This is a genomic window from Trichocoleus sp. DQ-A3, from assembly GCF_039961975.1.
Taxonomy (GTDB): domain Bacteria; phylum Cyanobacteriota; class Cyanobacteriia; order Cyanobacteriales; family FACHB-T130; genus FACHB-T130.
Window position 1 is genome coordinate 1 of record NZ_JAMPKC010000039.1, and the last position, 17,314, is coordinate 17,314.

General features: G+C 44.9%; 14 protein-coding genes and 1 pseudogene. 9 read left to right on the forward strand and 6 right to left on the reverse strand.

The window, feature by feature from the left end:
- The 4 genes and pseudogenes from NDI44_RS26735 to NDI44_RS26750 all read right to left on the reverse strand — a co-directional run.
- A partial coding sequence (locus tag NDI44_RS26735; protein ID WP_190416038.1) for an ATPase, T2SS/T4P/T4SS family occupies window positions 1–674 on the reverse strand: 674 nt, incomplete at its 3' end.
- 158 nt (window positions 675–832) lie between these two features.
- Window positions 833–2,680 (reverse strand): S8 family serine peptidase, encoded by a 1,848-nt coding sequence (locus tag NDI44_RS26740; protein WP_190416039.1) that lies wholly within the window; start codon window positions 2,678–2,680, stop codon window positions 833–835.
- A 112-nt stretch (window positions 2,681–2,792) separates the two neighbouring features.
- Window positions 2,793–3,508 (reverse strand): annotated as a pseudogene (locus NDI44_RS26745) (IS1 family transposase).
- Window positions 3,509–3,659: 151 nt separating this feature from the next.
- Window positions 3,660–3,944 (reverse strand): hypothetical protein, encoded by a 285-nt coding sequence (locus NDI44_RS26750; protein ID WP_190416040.1) that lies wholly within the window; start codon window positions 3,942–3,944, stop codon window positions 3,660–3,662.
- Window positions 3,945–4,576: 632 nt separating this feature from the next.
- Here NDI44_RS26750 and NDI44_RS26755 point away from each other — a divergent pair.
- The 7 genes from NDI44_RS26755 to NDI44_RS26785 all read left to right on the forward strand — a co-directional run bounded on the left by NDI44_RS26755 (window position 4,577) and on the right by NDI44_RS26785 (window position 11,362).
- On the forward strand, window positions 4,577–5,464 hold the full coding sequence (locus NDI44_RS26755; protein ID WP_190416042.1) for a hypothetical protein: 888 nt from the start codon (window positions 4,577–4,579) through the stop codon (window positions 5,462–5,464).
- A 97-nt stretch (window positions 5,465–5,561) separates the two neighbouring features.
- The gene (locus NDI44_RS26760) at window positions 5,562–5,786 is read left to right on the forward strand and encodes a hypothetical protein (RefSeq protein WP_190416043.1); all 225 of its coding nucleotides are present in this window, start codon (window positions 5,562–5,564) and stop codon (window positions 5,784–5,786) included.
- A gap of 126 nt (window positions 5,787–5,912) precedes the next feature.
- Entirely contained in the window at window positions 5,913–6,896 is a 984-nt protein-coding gene (locus NDI44_RS26765; RefSeq protein ID WP_190416044.1) for a hypothetical protein, read from the forward strand.
- A 54-nt stretch (window positions 6,897–6,950) separates the two neighbouring features.
- Window positions 6,951–7,904, forward strand: a complete 954-nt coding sequence (locus NDI44_RS26770) for a hypothetical protein (protein ID WP_190416045.1) — start codon at window positions 6,951–6,953, stop codon at window positions 7,902–7,904.
- 195 nt (window positions 7,905–8,099) lie between these two features.
- On the forward strand, window positions 8,100–8,915 hold the full coding sequence (locus tag NDI44_RS26775; RefSeq protein WP_190416046.1) for a hypothetical protein: 816 nt from the start codon (window positions 8,100–8,102) through the stop codon (window positions 8,913–8,915).
- 441 nt (window positions 8,916–9,356) lie between these two features.
- Window positions 9,357–10,280: a hypothetical protein gene (locus NDI44_RS26780; RefSeq protein WP_190416047.1), complete on the forward strand. Its 924-nt coding sequence runs from the start codon at window positions 9,357–9,359 to the stop codon at window positions 10,278–10,280.
- Window positions 10,281–10,471: 191 nt separating this feature from the next.
- Complete coding sequence (locus tag NDI44_RS26785) at window positions 10,472–11,362, forward strand: hypothetical protein (RefSeq protein ID WP_190416048.1); 891 nt, start codon at window positions 10,472–10,474, stop codon at window positions 11,360–11,362.
- A 96-nt stretch (window positions 11,363–11,458) separates the two neighbouring features.
- Here NDI44_RS26785 and NDI44_RS26790 read toward each other — a convergent pair whose 3' ends face one another.
- Entirely contained in the window at window positions 11,459–13,687 is a 2,229-nt protein-coding gene (locus NDI44_RS26790) for an FHA domain-containing protein (protein ID WP_190416049.1), read from the reverse strand.
- A 66-nt stretch (window positions 13,688–13,753) separates the two neighbouring features.
- A complete protein-coding gene (locus NDI44_RS26795) occupies window positions 13,754–15,874 on the reverse strand; it encodes a serine/threonine-protein kinase (protein ID WP_347276919.1) in 2,121 nt (706 codons plus the stop codon).
- Window positions 15,875–16,327: 453 nt separating this feature from the next.
- On the opposite strand from NDI44_RS26795, the gene NDI44_RS26800 reads away from it, so the two are divergent.
- Both NDI44_RS26800 and NDI44_RS26805 read left to right on the forward strand, forming a co-directional pair.
- Window positions 16,328–16,813: a filamentous hemagglutinin N-terminal domain-containing protein gene (locus NDI44_RS26800; protein WP_199305038.1), complete on the forward strand. Its 486-nt coding sequence runs from the start codon at window positions 16,328–16,330 to the stop codon at window positions 16,811–16,813.
- Between the two features lie 27 nt (window positions 16,814–16,840).
- Window positions 16,841–17,308 (forward strand): S-layer family protein, encoded by a 468-nt coding sequence (locus NDI44_RS26805; RefSeq protein ID WP_199305040.1) that lies wholly within the window; start codon window positions 16,841–16,843, stop codon window positions 17,306–17,308.
- Window positions 17,309–17,314: the final 6 nt, after the last annotated feature.

Consider the following 17,314-nt stretch of genomic DNA (forward strand, 5'->3'; position numbering starts at 1 on the left):
CGTCCATCTTGGGGGCGGCGGCTTTCAGCTATATCTATCTCGGACATGACTTTTAGAGTAACTACTACTTTTCGACTTACATCTAGCGGTAGAGTGGTGATGTTCCGCAGAACGCCGTCAATGCGATAACGTACCCGTAAACCTTCTGGCATTGGTTCTAAATGGATATCGCTTGCTCGATTGCGTAAGGCACCAGAAATAATGGTTTTTACACGCCCGATTTGGTCAGCAGCTCGTGATAGACAAAGTTCTGTAGTTTCTGTGATGTCTTCTGGTTCGGCTTCTCCTGTAAGAGGATTGATTAGAGAGGTGGCGCTGATGCTATTAGTGTTGAAGGTTTGGGTGACATACCAAGCGCGATAGCTTTTCTCTGCAATCGGAATTATTTTGATATCGGTGAGCGTGCAGTGGCTTAGCTTTTTGACCTCCTCTTCTTTTAGAGCAACTGTACTGCCTAAGTAGTAGCAGTTACGCCAGAGCAATAAGGGAATGAGGGGAGGGAAAGATTGGCGATTAGAGGCTTTCCGAAAAAAGCGCAAGTTAACTTCTGAATCTAGCAAGTCAAGGTTGACGACTCCTTGCTCGTCCACCAAAAGCTTTACGGCTTCCTCACAGGTAATTTTATGACTTTTTAACTGTTGCCAAGCGGAGGGAAAAGTAATAGAAGTCTGCATATTTTTTTAGGGTTCCGCACTTTTTTCCATAAATTTCAAAGCGCGATTGCCCTCTTGGTAAAAAGGGCAATCGCGCTTACCCAACCTCAAAACTCACCCAAGCACACCTTGTTTTAGCCCAGGAAAGCCGTTGGATGGGATTGAAAAACGGCTTGGGCTTAATTACCTTGACGCCACGCCCATCCAAGCCATTGAGGACTCATATCACACCGGTACTTGCTCACGCGCAGTTTGTAAGTACCACTGCTATTGGGGGTAAAGTCAACGATCTCGGAAGTGTTGTCGTAGCTGTAGGAGCCAGCAACCACGCTGCCTGATGAATTGACTATTTGAAAATCTAGGTCGGCACTAGGTTGAGAGGAATAACTAGAATAGTTGGGGTTTTGATTCCAAACTATTGTGGAGCGAGTGCGCTGCCCGCCCGTTAAGCCTACTGTTGCCACATCAACTGAGCTAGGTTCACTACAGGAGTAGGGCTGTCCTCCCCAACTGCCACCTACTCCGTGAGCTACATCGTCTGCTCGATCGGCAACAATTCCGCCAGTACCGTCTAATTCACTGAGTCGCGTGTTGCCTTCAATATTGTGTACGGCAGTAGTCATAAGGATTGCCTTGACCGCTTCAGGCCAGGAACCCAAACTGCTGTTGCGCTGAATCATCTGTGCGGCCACACCAGCCACCATTGGCGAAGCGTAACTTGTCCCAGACCCGATTGGGCCTGTCCAAGGAGATGAATTGGTTGTACTGTTGATGTTCTGGCCTGGTGCCGCCACCTCTGGCTTTTCGCGATCGCCATGAGTTGAACTGGGATCTTTCCCACTTGAAAACGGGCTGATTATGTCATCAGTCCAGCTGGTAGTATTTTGATCGTCAAAGCTGCCTACAGAGATGACGTTGTATGCTGTTGCCGGACTCGAAACGTTGCCAGTATTCCCGGAATTGCCCGCGGCTATAACGACTGTCCGATAGCGGTTGATTACCATGTCATCATAGAATTTAGCAAAGCTATCAACCCCGAAGTCGCCTCCCAAGCTGAGGTTGAAAACCTCAGCTCCCCAATCAGCGGCAGATGTTGAGCGGTTCTGAAGCTCGCTAGGCCAGCCACCGCACGAGCCGCCCGCCCACAGTAAAACGCCTGGAGCAATACCACGGGCTTTCGGATGGGTGCTACGAATAATACCAGCCACTCCTGTGCTGTGACTACTTAAGCATCCGTAAGTTGTATCCTGAGTTGTGCCGGAGAGGTAAGGGTTATTTGTAGCAATAATCCCACCGACTTCAATCTGTGCCACTTTGACACCCGAACCAGTAAAGCCTCGGTTATTTACAACATTTGCAGCTATGACTTGACGCGCCACATCTAAATTGGGCTGAACTTGGCGCTCCTGATATATCTGGTCAACCTCGCCCCACTGTGCTACTTGCTTGATTGCCTGGGGTGTCAGACTGGCATAAACAACAGGGGAATATTTTTCTGTTCTTACGTTGGAGCCAAAGCTCTTCAGCTTGTTAGCTACTGGGGAAACAATAGGCTGCACTTTAGCAGCTCGCTGTGCATCTACCTGCTCAAAGAAGGCATTTACTTGTGCTTGTGAGGCACGGGAAGCGCTACTGGGGTTGGGAGCAGGACGTGATGCTCCAGTATTTGAAGGTTGCTTGAGCCAGATTATCACCCGGAGTGGCTGATTTTGTGGAATACCTGTTAACCGCTGAGCAAGAGCTGGCTCAAGCTTTCCGTACTGTGCAGCAGAAGCCGCCTGTTCGCTAGCTTGTAGTTGCGTTGCGCTAAGTTCCTCCCCACTGTTATCCAAAGTCAGACCGTATATTTTCCCAGATTGATTATCAGTTACCTTAACCTTGAAGACAGTCTCGCCCTTACGTTGGTACTTAGCTGTGGCTGAGTTAACTACAGTCAACCGATTAAGCGGTAGTCCGCTAAGCTTACTCACCCGTTGCAGCGCCACACTTTTTAAGTTGTTTGGGACTTGAGCTGTCGTTGATCGCATGATGGCTAGTATTCCTAAGCTCACTGTCAGGCCCATTAGGAATAGACCCAAACGCAGATTACGTGGGGAAAACATGATGTAGATTGCTCCTAGAGTTTATAAAGGGGTAGTCCTAAAGAAGTAATGACGCATTGTAATGATGGATGAAGTACCAAATTGCACCAATGTGATTCTCCAACGACTTTGAAAACGATAAGGTTTTCCGCACTAACCGGGAAACGCGCTGGCGTAAGGTGTTGTTGAATCGCTCTTCGGTAGCTCGTTAAACCAGTTTCTTTGCCTACCGCTTGATGGCGCTTGCTTGGAAAACCTGCTGCATAAGCTGTTTAGAAATCGGTATATGCAACTGCACACTGTCGGTAGACGGGCGGTAATGATGCCCACAGTTACTGAGCAGCAGTTTTATCTCGTCCACCAATGTACACCCCGACATCTCAATCTCACGCATGTCCACATTGAGGGCTAACCAGATCCACTGCTTATTCCTCTTGTTCTCTACAAATGACCAGAGTTCATCACATTGCATCGTTAGCCTCTCCTTTTTTTGGATGTCACCTGAACTTGGCGAGGCACAAGAGCATATTTCTGATTCACATAGCTTTGCAACCACTGCTCAGAAACCTGGACTGCACGAGCAATCCCTGCCAACGAAATTCGTTCGAGGAGCAATCGGTCAATCAGGTCTCGTGTGGTCTGGTCAATCACTTTTTTCGTGGGTTGCTCAATGAACTGTCGTCCACACTCCCGACACTTAAACCGTTGTTTCCCGTTGTGAATATGACCATTCTTTACCGTGTGAAAAGATGCACAAGTTGGGCAGGCAGGCATAGAAGGTGAGCAGCGAGAAACTCTACTTATCCATCATCCATCATTACATCTTGAGCACTACACAAGTGAGAATTTAGGTTCGATTACCAAGATGAAACTAGCAAACCTCTATTTACTTCTCGGACTCAAAAGTCCAGAATTATGCGATGTTTTACAAAACTTCACATTTAGTTAAACGGTAGATCGTTTTTAGATTTTGGATTGATTTTGCTTTTACTGGAAGGCTTGCAGATTTAGAAGGGGTAGTGTTCAAGATGTAATGATGGAGAAGTAGAGTTTCTTGTTGCTCTCCTTCCATGCCTGTATGTCCTATTTGTGCGTCTTCCAAAACGGTCAAAAATGGTTTCATCCACAACGGTAAACATGGTTTTCCCGACTGTAACCATCTCACCTGCGACTTTTCCATAAGGTCTATTGCTTCAAAGCCATAAGTCATGCCACAGCTTCGCGCAGATCGCACCCTATAAGCTTCGCTTCTACCTTGTGGCGTTGCTCTTGAAGGGAACGATCTCGCTCCCTTCAAGAGCAGCCGGAGCAGTCTTGAAAAGATAAGCTGAGATCGCGCTTTAGCTCAATCTTCGTAATCCTTTTATAGTGCTGCCATGCATCCCACGGGATCAGACAGCGATCGCTGTCTTGATTTCCAATTCCTTGCTGAATCGGAAGAACTGTGGACACTAGAGGGAACCTGGTTCTGGCATCTATGCCGATTCTACTATTAGTTACAAATTTAGGGTCACAGACTTTACTTGATGACGGTGATAACAGCGCAGGCATAAGCAAAATCATCGATTGCGCCCGAAACCATGATTCTCTGGTGAGGCGGATGCAGCGGAATTGATAAGCCCAGTTGAATCCGGCAATCCGAAATCTTTAAACCAACGCTAGAGCAATACTTTTCGGCCTCTATTCCACAAAACTTAGCTTTCTAGGAAGAGGTGTACCAACTCCTTTGAAGAGTTTTGTAACGAAAAGTTTCATTTGGCATAACTTTGCGGCTTCATACCTGAGACAAAGATAGAGAGTTCCCTTGGCTCTTTGATCGTTAAAGCGTAGGTTCCGGTAGTTATGTCAGACATCAATGCCTTAATTGACGAAGGTCTGGAGAGAATGCAAGACCTCTCCCAGGAAGCGGACCGTGCCTTAGACGGAGTAAGTCAGATTGAGCAATTCTTAACCACCTTAACGGAAAGCCTTACTAATACAGAGCAGGAAGCTCAAGACAGTTTTGAAACGTTAGGGAATAAGCTTACAGAAACTGAGCAAAGCCTTGAGACTGAGTTACAAAGTGCCAAAGAGGACTTGAACGAACTGCGGGAGAAAGCCGGAGCCGTAGAAACTCAGCTAGAGGAAATGGCGAGTGAGATAAAAAGCCAACTGAGTGATTTGAGGAGTCAGGCAGAAGAAATGCTTTCGCAAATTGAAGATAAGGCGAAAGAAACACAAGAAAATTTAAGTAATTTGTCTCAACAGTCTCAGGAGTTTGAGTCCGAAGCTGATAGTTTGGAGAACACGGCTACTAGTAACATTGAAGGGCTGCGTAAAGCCGTTGAGACAGCGAGAACTAGCTTTAATGAACATCAGACTGAATTAACGGAACAGTTCAGCACGCTTGAGCAGGAAATTGGTGAAAAGCTAGAAGCTGTGATGGAAGATTTTGGTGAATTGATGGAGGAGAGTAATAACCAGTTAACAGAACTCGATAATGCTCTAGACACAGCCGCTAATGAGGCACTTACAGAAATAGGGCAAAAGTTTATGGAGGCTAACGGTGAGATTAATAATGCGGCACAACAATTGGCTGGGGCTTTATCAACTTTGGGTGAATCTAGTACAGACAATTGTGAGCAGATGAATGACAAGTTTGGTGAGGTGATAGACAAGATTGGCGAGGTAGTTGAGATTATTCAGGAGGTGATGCCAGTTCTAGAAGAGGTGGAGGAAAAACTGGGCTAGTTCATAGACTACGTAGATAAAGGAGAAGTAGAGGATATGGAAATCTTACTCTTGGTTTTTATCATTGTTGGGTTTGCGATGCTTATTGCTAGTGCAAATGGATGCAGAAACTTCCGTCGTTCTAGTAGGCGTGGTGGAAGCAGCTACAACAGCTACATCAACTACGGCGGCAGCTCTAGTAGCGATTACGGTAGCAGTTCTAGTAGCGATTACGGCAGCAGTTCTAGTAGCGATTACGGCAGCAGTTCCGGTGGCGACTACGGTGGTGGTAGCTCTGGTGGTGACTGCGGTGGTGGCAGTACAGGCGGCAGCTAGTTATTGACTGAACGATCGCCTACTACACTCAAACCAGTTGGATTTACATTGCATTAGTTTACAGCAAGAGATCGCATTCTAGAGCAGGTACCGAAACAAAAATTCTTTCCCAAGGGACATGGTGTAAATTGTCATGGCAGAGGTTATAGAGCTTAATCAAACTGTTGAAGAAACCAGTGAGAGTTTAGATCGGCTTTTGGCTGTTCTTGAGCAAGCTTGTACTCAATTTGATGAAGTTTGTTCAGAAATTGAATCAGAAAGTGACGCTTTAAATGAAGGAACTGAAATAGCAACTCACTGGGAAGCATTAGCCCAAACTTTACAAGAGGCTGAAGATAATCTTGAGAGTGCTGAAGCGGAAGTAATAGAGGAGTTAAAAGGGCTGCAACAGGTTACGACTGAGGGAGCCGAAGGATTAGATGAAGCTCTACAAACCCTCGAAGAAATTCACACTACCTTTGAGACAGAGATTAATAAGAGTAAAACCAAACTTGAAGGAGAGATGACGGAAGTTGAAGAAGCTTTTGCTGAGATGGTAGAAGCGGTTGATCAGGTTGAAGAGTTTCTAACTGAGGCAATTAATGAAACAAAAGAGTCATTTAATAATCTAGATGAAGCCGTTACAGACCTTGAGCAACAAGTAGAAGCATTTTCTGAGGTAGACACAGATTTTGAGGAATTGATTAGTGAGATTACTGAAAGCCAGGAAGAAGTACAAACTACCTTAACTGACTTTAGTGAGCAATTGGGTCAGGAAGAGAGTGAGTTGACAACTAGCTTTAACGATTGTGAAACAGAAGTAACAGAATTGTTTGACACCTTCAAGACGGAAGTTGAAGAGATAGCTGACAACTACAAAGAGGATAGTTCAGAAGTTCTCTCCGATCTTGGTGAGGAGTGTGAGAACACGTTCCGAGAGGAGATAGAGACGGCTGTCGAGGAGGTAACTGGAGAAGTAATTGAGGCAATTCTTGGTGAGGTGGATGAGAGTGCAACCGTGATGAATTCAGGAGAAGATACAACGGCTGAACTGGAGCCAATTTTGGCAGAGTTAGAGGCGGCAGGAACAACAATGGTTGCTGTTAATGATGCGCTGGAAGAAATTGCTGTGGGTTGATAAAGCAATGTCTTTACTTTTGGCGACGTTTACTACGTTAAAGAGATTTGAATTATGAGTGGATCAGCTAATTTGATGCCTCGGATCGACCAAGCTAGGACTCGTCTCCAATCAGCTAACAATCTGTTGTCAGAAGCCCAAGCAATACAGAAGCACCCATCTTCGGGTCTTTCAAGCGGCAGTGATTATGATCGGGAAATCGTCCGAGGCGGTCGAGCTAGGTACACACCCGCAGAGGCGGCTGAATATACCACTAACGGCTCTAACGACGAGGTTATGGCACCTAAAGATAATCTAGTTTCCAATATCTTTAACAGCCCTATCAATCCTGTTATTGGGCTAGCGAACCTACTCGGCTACAATACTTCTCGCCGATCGCCCACCGAAGACAACGACTTTTACCGCGATTATGCCCAGTATATGCCAGGTTACAACATAAACGGCATTCCCAGTGGTGCTTGGGCGCAGAATGGAGCAACCAATTATGTCGGACATGGCACAGGGCCGGGGAATGCGTGGTATAACGCTCGCAATTCCTTGGTCAGTCAGCAAAGATCCATGATTGAGGCAAATATTGCTGCCGGAGGGTCTGGTCAACTCTCCTTTAGCAAGGTGTATCAGGCTCACGTCAACGCCTACGACACATCAGGCGGTGGGGGGAACGGCTTCATCGATCCGGCACACTTCGGCATAGCAGTCTATGGAGTGCCTTTGCTCGAAACAGTAGGAATTAACTCAGGCCCCTTCACGGGTGCCTCCATCGATCTTTTGAACAACCCTGAGGATAGCGTGACCGAGGGCTGGGCGAAACGCATGGGTCTAGCCGGAGTAGAGACTACCGCAGGATTCGCAATGATGGCAACTAGGAACCCTTTTGGGATAGTAGCTGGTCAAGCCACCATTGGTCTGGGTATGTTCGGAGCGGTCTCGAACACAAGGAGTGCCGTTGAGCGCGGGATGCTTGGAGATTGGAAGGACACCATCGTTGGATTAGATCCCTTCGATTGATTGCCGAACCTAAGGTTTGAAGATGAATTTAGGAGAATTTGCGATCGCTTCTTTCTAATCAATCTTGGCAGAGTTAGAGGCGACGGGAACAACGATGGTTGCGGTTAATGATGCGCTCGAAGAAATTGGGGTTGGTTGATGGGTCGATGACATTGCAAGTTTGGCGACGTTTATTACGTTATGGAGATTTAAATCATGGGTGGAGCAACTGACCTGATGCCCCGAATTGATGGAGCTAGGGATCGTCACCAAGCAGCCAAAGATCAATTGTCAGAAGCGAGAGGAATGCTGGGTCATGAAGAACATCCTCCTGAACCGCAAGAGGAGAATAAAGGGTTGTTTGATAGGTTCAGGGATTCAGTCAGCAATGCCAGCATAAGTGATATTGGTCACACAGTCTTAGATGCAGCAGGTTTCATTCCAGGTTTGGGCACTGCTGCGGATTTGGCACATGCAGCTTGGTATGCAGCGGAAGGAGACTACAAAAACGCTGCTTTTTCGGCGGCTGCTGCTATTCCTGGAGCTGGTGATGCTGCCGCTGCTGCCAGACTTGGAACTAGAGCAATGGATGCTGCTCAAGGTATCCGTAGAACAGCAGATGCTGTTGATACTGCCGAGGGTGTTGCTGAAAGCGTTGATCAGGCAGAACAAGGAAACTACATGAATGCAGGATTAGCATTTGGTAGTGCTGCTTTTGGCGCTGGACACAGTAGAGATCGTGATTCTGATGGGGGTGATGACCACAGCGGTAGTGATGATGATAAGTACGATGAGTATGCCGAACGATATGGGTATGGCGATGACTACGAAGATCCAAGAGAGAACAACTATGGAAATATGGGTAGAAATCAAAGAGAGAATAGCCAATTTGATTCTGCTCAAAGAGAGGCTGAAAGGCGAGCAGACAGAGAATTTACTCGTGATGAAAGGCAAGAGAGACATCATAGAGATCCTGCTGAGGATGGAAAGTACCGCTCATATGGAGAAATTGTTGATGATTTCAATGAATAAGAAATAGCTAAAGCAGCTAAACTTTCAAACTTAGAATTCAATAATGGAGCATTAAATTGTTCGCATTCATCAGTAGTTACTTGAAACACTTCTGCCCTCTGATCGATCACACTCATGTGATCGGGATATTGTCAGGCTGTAGTTAACTTTATCTACAAGCTTGACAGAGGTAAACTTACGCTAACTGTTAGAAATACTGCACTAAACGTTTTAGAAGAAGAAAGCATTGCCGTAATACTGTTTTCCGCTAACTTTAACCGTAACCTCGCTGAAGTTATCGAAGAAGATCGGCTTCACGTTCTGTCTCAAATCATTGAGAATTGTCAGACTGACATTAAGACATGCAAAGCCGTTGTCAAGGGTATATTTTTAAAACAGGAAGGTGAGCAATTTGTGTAGCTCTAGGCTCATTTAATTTAGAAGAAAGAAGGACATATAAACATGAGTACAACAGCAGAATCACTAGAACAAATGGCAACAAAAGTCCCAGAAAAACTGAACACTTTAGTTGAGGAAACAAAAGAAGTTCAGACTGGCGTAGACGAGTTAGAAACTAGCCTTGAAGAGAAGCAATCTCAAGCGACAGAGCTTCTTAGTCAGCTTGACACTGCTCTCGATGAACTTCAAACGGAAGTATCAACCCAGAAGACAGAGACAGAACAAGCGGTAACTGAATTAGAGAGTGATATTGAGACTTTAAAGAGTGAAATCACTGAGGCGCAAGAGCAACTAGTTAGTGAAATTCAAGAAGCTCAAGAAAAATTGACGGCTCTCCAAAGTCAGTTAGATGAAGGGCAGACAACTGTAGAGACGGCTGGTGAAGAAGTTCAGACGACACTCAATGAGGCTCAGGAAAAAATTAATTCTAGTCAAGAACAGCTAGTCAGTGCCGTAGATTCGACTAAGCAGGAAGTTGATGAGCTACAACAGAGCCTTGAAACGGCAAAAACGACTGCTAATGACCAAATTAACCAATTAACTGAGGAGATAAAGGAAACTCAACAGGAAGTCAGCGACAAGATTCAAGAAATCATTGATAGTTTTACTGACTTGCAAGAAGAGTTGGAAACAAAAGTCACGGATGTGCAAACAGAAATTGTGCAAGGAGAAGTTGAGCAACTAATCGAAACTGCTCAGCAAAAGACAGAGGAACTCAAAGAGATGGTTGAAGCTGCTGTTCAGAAGGTAGTAGACGTAGTTCGAGATACGAGTAGCCAATTGACAGACGCAAAAGATGATGCTGTAAGTGAGCGCGAGGAGTTAGAGCCACTCATCAATGAGTTGAAAGAATTGATTGGACCACTAGAAGAAGGGATTGAGCGGGTGAAAGAAGTCGCTGACAAGGTGGGAGTACCGTTTGGGTAATGAATTAAGCACCAGATGACTGCTACGTTGGCTATTAGCCAGGGAATCAATTCCCTGGCTAATAGCCGAAGTCAGATAAATCTGACTAAAACTCTAGATTTCCAGCCCGTTAAAACGGACTTTAGCTATTAGTCTGGAACTTGAGTTCCAGGCGAGGTGGTTTATAAACCGAACAAATTGAAGGGGGAGCAATGGCTGATTTTCAGACAATGGCATCAGAGACAACAGCTAAATTAACGACGCTGCTTGGGCAAACTGAAGAAGCACAAACTAACTTGCAAGAGACGCAAGAACAGGTATCGAGAGTCCAAGAACAAGTTGAGACCGCTTGGACGCAATTGAATGACCAGGCTCAGTCTCTACTAGAGCAGGCGACAAGTGGCAAAAGTGAACTGGCTACAGAGGCTGAGTCAGTCACTCAGATGCTAGAGCAACTTAAAAGTAGAATTGAAGCCTTGGGAGAAGAGCTGACGCAGGAGCTAGAGGAAACAAAAAGTGCGCTCGCAACTTTAGATGATCGTATCGAAGCACTAACACCAGAACTAGAACAAAGTGTAAAAGACTCCGAGGAATCCCTAACTTCTCTCCAAGAGAAAGAAATCGGCTCAAAAGTCGAAGAAACTATTTCCCAAACGACAGACTATCTACAAGACGTAGATAGTGAACTAGAAAGTCATCAAACAGCTATAGACCAAAGAGTTGAAGCTCTGCAAACCTACATTTCTGAACAGTGTATACCTGAAATTACCACGAAATCGACCGAATTTGCCCAACAGCTTGAAGGAGTGGTAGAAAATTTCACAGAGAAGTTTCAAGCGATAGGAGATGCGACTGAACAAGCGGCGCAAGAGACAGTTGACCAGGTAAGCGAGGGTCAGAATAGCTTATTTGAAGAACTTACGAGTACAACTCAAAAAATTGAGGAACTGATGGAGATACTGACCAGTGCAGTTAATGAAGCGAGTGCAAGCGTGATAGATGCTAATGCTACCTTGGTCGATGGCATCGATTTAACAAATACTGGTTTCAAAACAGCGACAAATTTGTTGACAGAAGCCAAAGAAGCTCTAGTGCAGGTTTAAATAGGTAGGCAGAATTAAACCAGAAACATTATAAAACAGCTCCCTCATTACCAAATAGGGAGCTACTTTATATCTTTTAATGTTTACGTACTTAAGTCAAATTCGCTTGAGTTTCTGTAACTCACTCAGCTCTTTTCTCAAATTATTCTGTTGTTCTTTGCGTTTATTCATACGCAACTTGAGGGGCAACTGACTACCTTCCGCTTCTGTAACAAATTGCTCACCAAGCTGCTTAACGGTTTTAATAAGTTCATCCAACCGTTGTTCTTCTGCTTCTAAAGCTTGCATGATTTTTTGGCTAATTTTTTCTACCAAGCGATTTTTTACAAGAGACTGATAGTAACTACGCAACTCATTTCTCATTTTCTCCACAGCTTTTTCTTGTTCAGTTTCTTTGAAATTTTGATAAGTACGCTTCAAAAATTTAGACAGGAAGTAGCAAAGACCAGCTAGGAAAAGAAATGATACCAAAGGGGCATTGTGAAACACTCCGCGTATCGGTTGAGTAAGGCTTCGGATCAACTGCCTTCTACCACCACCACCCGCAATCCCCAGAACACTCAAGAAGCTAAATAGAAACATAAACTGCATCCATTGGCTTCTGACCTTCTTAAGAAGATAGAATAACGGAGAAACTTCTTGATATCGAGTTTCACTAGCAGGTTTTTTGAGCGACGAAGCAAAGATTTCTTGAAAATCTATCGTTTGTCTAAGCTGCAAAGCGGAATGGCTCAAGTTCAAGCCAGGAATAAAATTTAGTGTTCCAGAATTTCTCTGTAAAATTCCTTTCAATCCCCCGTCACTATACTGAGTACAAATTCGTTCCCATTCTTCATTAGCCCACTGACTTAATTCGGAACGACAAAGGTCTATCAATGCAGTATTTGCATCGACAATTTTCTCTTTAGACTTACTACTTTTAACCCCTCGCCGCTCTGTCACCTGTTTAGTGACGATTGCCCTCAGCTCAATATATTTACAACCCTCTTTCTTTATGACCTGGGATTTTAGCTTATCTACAGCTTCGCTGATTTTAGAGGTAAGGCTTTCGCTCAGATACTCATCTAATAAGTTTCCTCTTGATTGACTGAGTTTAGCTTTAGCTTGCTTAAAAAGCTCTATTTTATCATCGGATAGTTGCCTAATACTTCTATCCGTTTTCTTTTGTAAGTCCTCGCCTTTTCCTCCTCGTAATTTTGCTTCATCTTGCTGAATTTCGGCTTCTAGAGCTTTTTCTTGATTATTGAAAAATTTTTCGATTAAAGCAATTTGGGATACCACCTGTGCAGTCAGCCGTTTTATCAAAATGTCTTCAGGCTTACGCTTGACTAATTTTTCTAGGGACTTGCAAAAACTGTCTAGTTCCTTTGCATCCGGATCGGCAAGGTGCGATCGCAAAGGAACTAGCTCAAGAGATAAGCTAGAATTTTGATTTTGAAGCCGAGCCTTAAGTTCAGCAATACTAGTTTTAATTTCTTGAGCTACCGGGTGATGAGGCTCTGCGAGTTCTACGAGTACTACAAGTAAGGAAATTGGGCTAATACTAGCTTTCTCAATCAGCTGCTTTTCATCGGCTGTTAGTATCTGGTTGGGTTCAAGCACTAAACACAAAATATCGCAGTCAACCAGCTGCCTGTAAAACTCATCTACCTTAGAAGAAACGTCGCTATCCAACTGAGATTGACACTCAAAGATAAATTCTGGACTTTTTTCAGTCGGATTTTCATAACCTAGAGTGATGCGATCTCCCGATTGTACCGTTTGACGATCCTCCAACCGCTGACCATTTAAATAAGTGCCATTGGTGCTGTTGAGGTTGCTAATTTGCCAATTTGGACGGCTAGAATCAACTTCGGAATTTAAAACAGATTGAATTTCGGCATGACGCCCAGAAACCCATGCGTACTGGTCTGGCAGACAAATCTGACACTGAGAGTCATCGCGTCCAATTACTACTGTGTGATTAATAGGAAGCTCATAACGAGTTTGCTGCAATCCAGTCGTGCTGGCAGAGGAGACTTGAAGAATCAGAGCAGCAGCTGGTTCGGGAGCAGCTTGTTCAGGCTCTCCAAGCAATAGCATCCTCTGAAAATGATAGAACTCTGGCAGAGGCTTGTAACTACTAAGAAAGTTTTGTAGCGCTTGAGCCGGGACTGGGTTATGACTAACAATTTGGAGCGTAAGTTTCCCTTGCCTCAAAGAATCGGCAATTTTTACCAATTCTTGCTCAACTATTTGAAATGTCTCATTTTGAGCAGTTCTAGCAACAACAAATTGCTGAATTTCCTGAAGGCGATTTGCCAATTTATCAGATTTGAGTGACATTGCTTTGTACAGCTCCTGAAATCTGCTTTTCTCAATTAAGTACCTACTCGGAAACGCTTTGGCTCCTTACGGCACTTGCCAAATCTTGATTGTCTTGTCCTGACTGCTACTAGCAATAGTCTGACCGTCAGGGCTAAAAGCTACAGCATGAATGGGGTTCGCATTCCCAAAGAAAGTGTGAATTAAATCACCCGTAAGCAAATTCCAAATTCTGATTGTTCCGTCCTTACCACCGCTGACAAGCTTCTGACTGTCAGGGCTAATGGCGACTGATTCAACTGGGTCTAAATGCCCTGTAAGAGAATGGAGTAATTCCCCGGTGTGGAGGTTCCAAATTTTGATTGTGCCGTCTGTACTGCCACTGGCGAGAATTGCACTATTGGAAGCGATCGCCACTGAATTAACCTGCCCGGAATGCCCTCTAAGAATATGGAGGAGTTTCCCCGTATGCAACTCCCAAATTTTGATAGTATTATCCAAACTGCCACCGGCAAGGAGCCTGCCATCTGCACCAATTTCAACAGAAGAGAAGGCAGATGTATACCCGGAAAGCGTATTAAGTAATTTACCCGTCTTCAGATTCCAAATTTTGATGGTGTTATCCTCACCGCCACTGGCAAGAGTCTGACCATCAGAACTAATAGCAACTGATAAAACTGACCATAAATGTCCTTTAAGAGTACGGAGCAGTTCACCTGTATGCAAATTCCAAATTTTGATGGTGTTATCTTCGCTGCCGCTCGCCAAAGTCTGACCATCAGGGCTAACGGCAACATCGTAAACCCTTCCTGAGTGGTCAGAAAGAGTTTGATTTGAGTTTTCTGCCTTTAGATCCCAAACCCTAACTATTTGGTCTATGCTACCGGTGACAAGCGTTTTTCCGTCCGAACTGAAGGCAACCGACTCGCTCGTGGAGGCGCTAGTAAGTGTATCTACTAGAAATTCTTCTGGTGGGACAGTTAGCGTCGAAGAGTTTCTACTTTGATACCTAGAGCCAAAACCAACAATAAAGATTAAAAAAATAGCGATTCCTGCTGTAATCAATCCCGCCCCAAGTAGTAGAGAAATTTTTTGATAAGCGGTAAAACCTTTAATCAGGTTAGGTAATCTACGGGTGTCTTTCTTGCTCTTAACTTTGTAAGGCCGGGGCAAAATCCGAGGATGCTCGATCGGCGAATCAATTTTTTCGCTTAGCTGATTAGAAATCGGCGGTGCGTTTTGCTCAGATAATTCCGGTGCAGGTTGAGGTACTGAAGGTGCTGGTGATTGAGGAGAGGTAACTATCTCTGTTGGTAGTCTTGGGCGAGTGGCGATTTCTGTTCGTTGAAATCTAGCAGGATTTGCAATTTGCACTGATGAGTTTATGTTGGCTAATTGTTGGAGAGCTTGCAGCGTTTCCGCTACAGACTGGTGGCGATCCTTGAAGTGATAACGCACCATCTTGGTTAGAACCGCTTTCAGCCCACAACTAATCTGAACCTGTTGCCGCCACAAGAGTTCACCAGTCCCAGAGTCTTCCTGAAATTGTGTCGGATTCAACCCCGTTAATGCTTGGATGCCAATAATCCCCAGCGCATAAATGTCGCTGTTGGGACGAGGTTTGCCTTGCCCTTGTTCTGTGGGCATATACCCTGTAGTGCCAATAGCTACCGTTATGTTTGGCTGTTCCGGTGGCACCACTAGCTGTGTCCGCACTTGTTTTACGGTGCCAAAGTCAATCAGAACTAATTTTTTGTCCCGGTTACGTCGGATGAGATTATCAGGTTTGATATCGCGATGGATGACTTCGTAGCTGTGAACAAATTCCAGGATGCTCAAGACTTCACCGAGCAGTTGGATAACTTGGCTTTCACTCCAGCAATGACCGGGTTGTAGTTCCTCACTGAGCAGTTGCCCTTCAATGAACTCTTGTACTAAGTAAAACTCTTGGTTTTCTTCAAAGTAGGCTAACAGCCGGGGAATTTGGTCATGGTAGCCCAATTTTTCTAAGATTTCGGCTTCGCTACAGAATAGACGCCGAGCGATTTGCAAGCATTCGGAATCGCTACTAGCAGGTTTGAGGTGTTTAACGACACAGGTTGGGTTTCCAGGGCGACGAGTATCTTGGGCAATGTAGGTTTGACCAAATCCACCTCTGCCCAAGCTGTCAATTATCTGATAGCGTCCATCTAGTAACCTGCCGAGCATTGGGTGATTTACTGAGGCGGATAAATCATCAGTAGCAGTATTTTTGGGCATAAAGACTGTACTCTCAAGACGTATGGAGCTGGCGCAAGCTTTTGGTGCCTTAGCTTGAAGTTCATTAGTCTGGTTTTCGGGTAAACAAGTGAGAATTTAGGTTCGATTACCAAGATGAAACTAGCAAACCTCTATTTACCTCTCGGACTCAAAAGTCCAGAATTATGCGACGTTTTACAAAACTTCACATTTAGTTCAACGGTAAATCGATTTTAGATTTTAAATTTTGGATTGATTTTGCTTTTACTGGAAGGCTTGCAGATTTAGAAAAGTTGATTTTCGGTTTATTACGAAACAATTCGTAACGTATATAGAGCGCTCCTACCGTTGGGTTTGCATCTACGATCGAGGGCAAAGGGGGAAGTTTTCTCGATCAGTATTGCTTTAGGCAAGGTAACTAAGATGATTCCAAGCGGTCATCGGAGCTGGCAGTTAGGGTTAGCGAGGTGGTTAGCAATTGGTGGAGCGATCGCTTTCTTTGTCTCCTTGCAAGATTGTGCTTTGGCTCAGATCCAAGCTGATGGAACACTAGGAACTACTGTCAATTCCTCTACCTTCTTACCTTGTAATACTTCTTGCACTATCGAGGGTGGAACCCAAGCAGGAAATAATCTGTTCCACAGTTTTGGGAGTTTTAGCATTCCTAACGGAGGCATTGCGGATTTCCTCATCAACAATTCTGCGATCGCCAACATCCTAGCCAGAGTTACGGGTGCTTCTCCTTCTGATATTCAAGGGCTGATTCGAGGTGGAGGGAATGCCAATCTCTTCCTGATCAATCCCAACGGTATTATATTTGGACCCAACACTCAGCTAGATATTGGCGGTTCATTTGTCGCGACAACAGCGAATGCGATCGCGTTTTCCGGTGATGGAGAGTTTTCGTAGACTTCAGCGGTCGATTCTCAGAATCCTTTGCTGAGTGTCAATCCTTCTGCCTTCCTATTCAATCAAATTGCTGACTTTACGGCTAGTTCTGAGTTAGGGATAGACGGGACGCTGGAAATCAACACGCGGGATAGACAACTTGAGGAGTTACCAGCGGAATTTGCGAATGTCGAAATTAGCCAAGTCTGTCAAACAAGTGGGCGTCCAGACCAGAGCGAATTTATTGTCACTGGTCGCGGTGGTTTACCACCCAATCCCGGCGAAGCACTCAACGGTGACGCCGTTCAGGTAGATTTAGCTACGCTCAACCCTAAGGTAGAGAACCGCTCTAGTCCAAATGTTTCCACGAATTCAACTAGACCAACACTAGCTCCTATCGTAGAAGCTCAGGGGTGGATAATGGGTGCCAATGACAAAGTGGTACTTACAGCGAATGCGCCCACCGTCACGCCCCATCGTTCCTGGCAGAGGCCACCTGAGTGCAGTGTCAACTAAACTTTC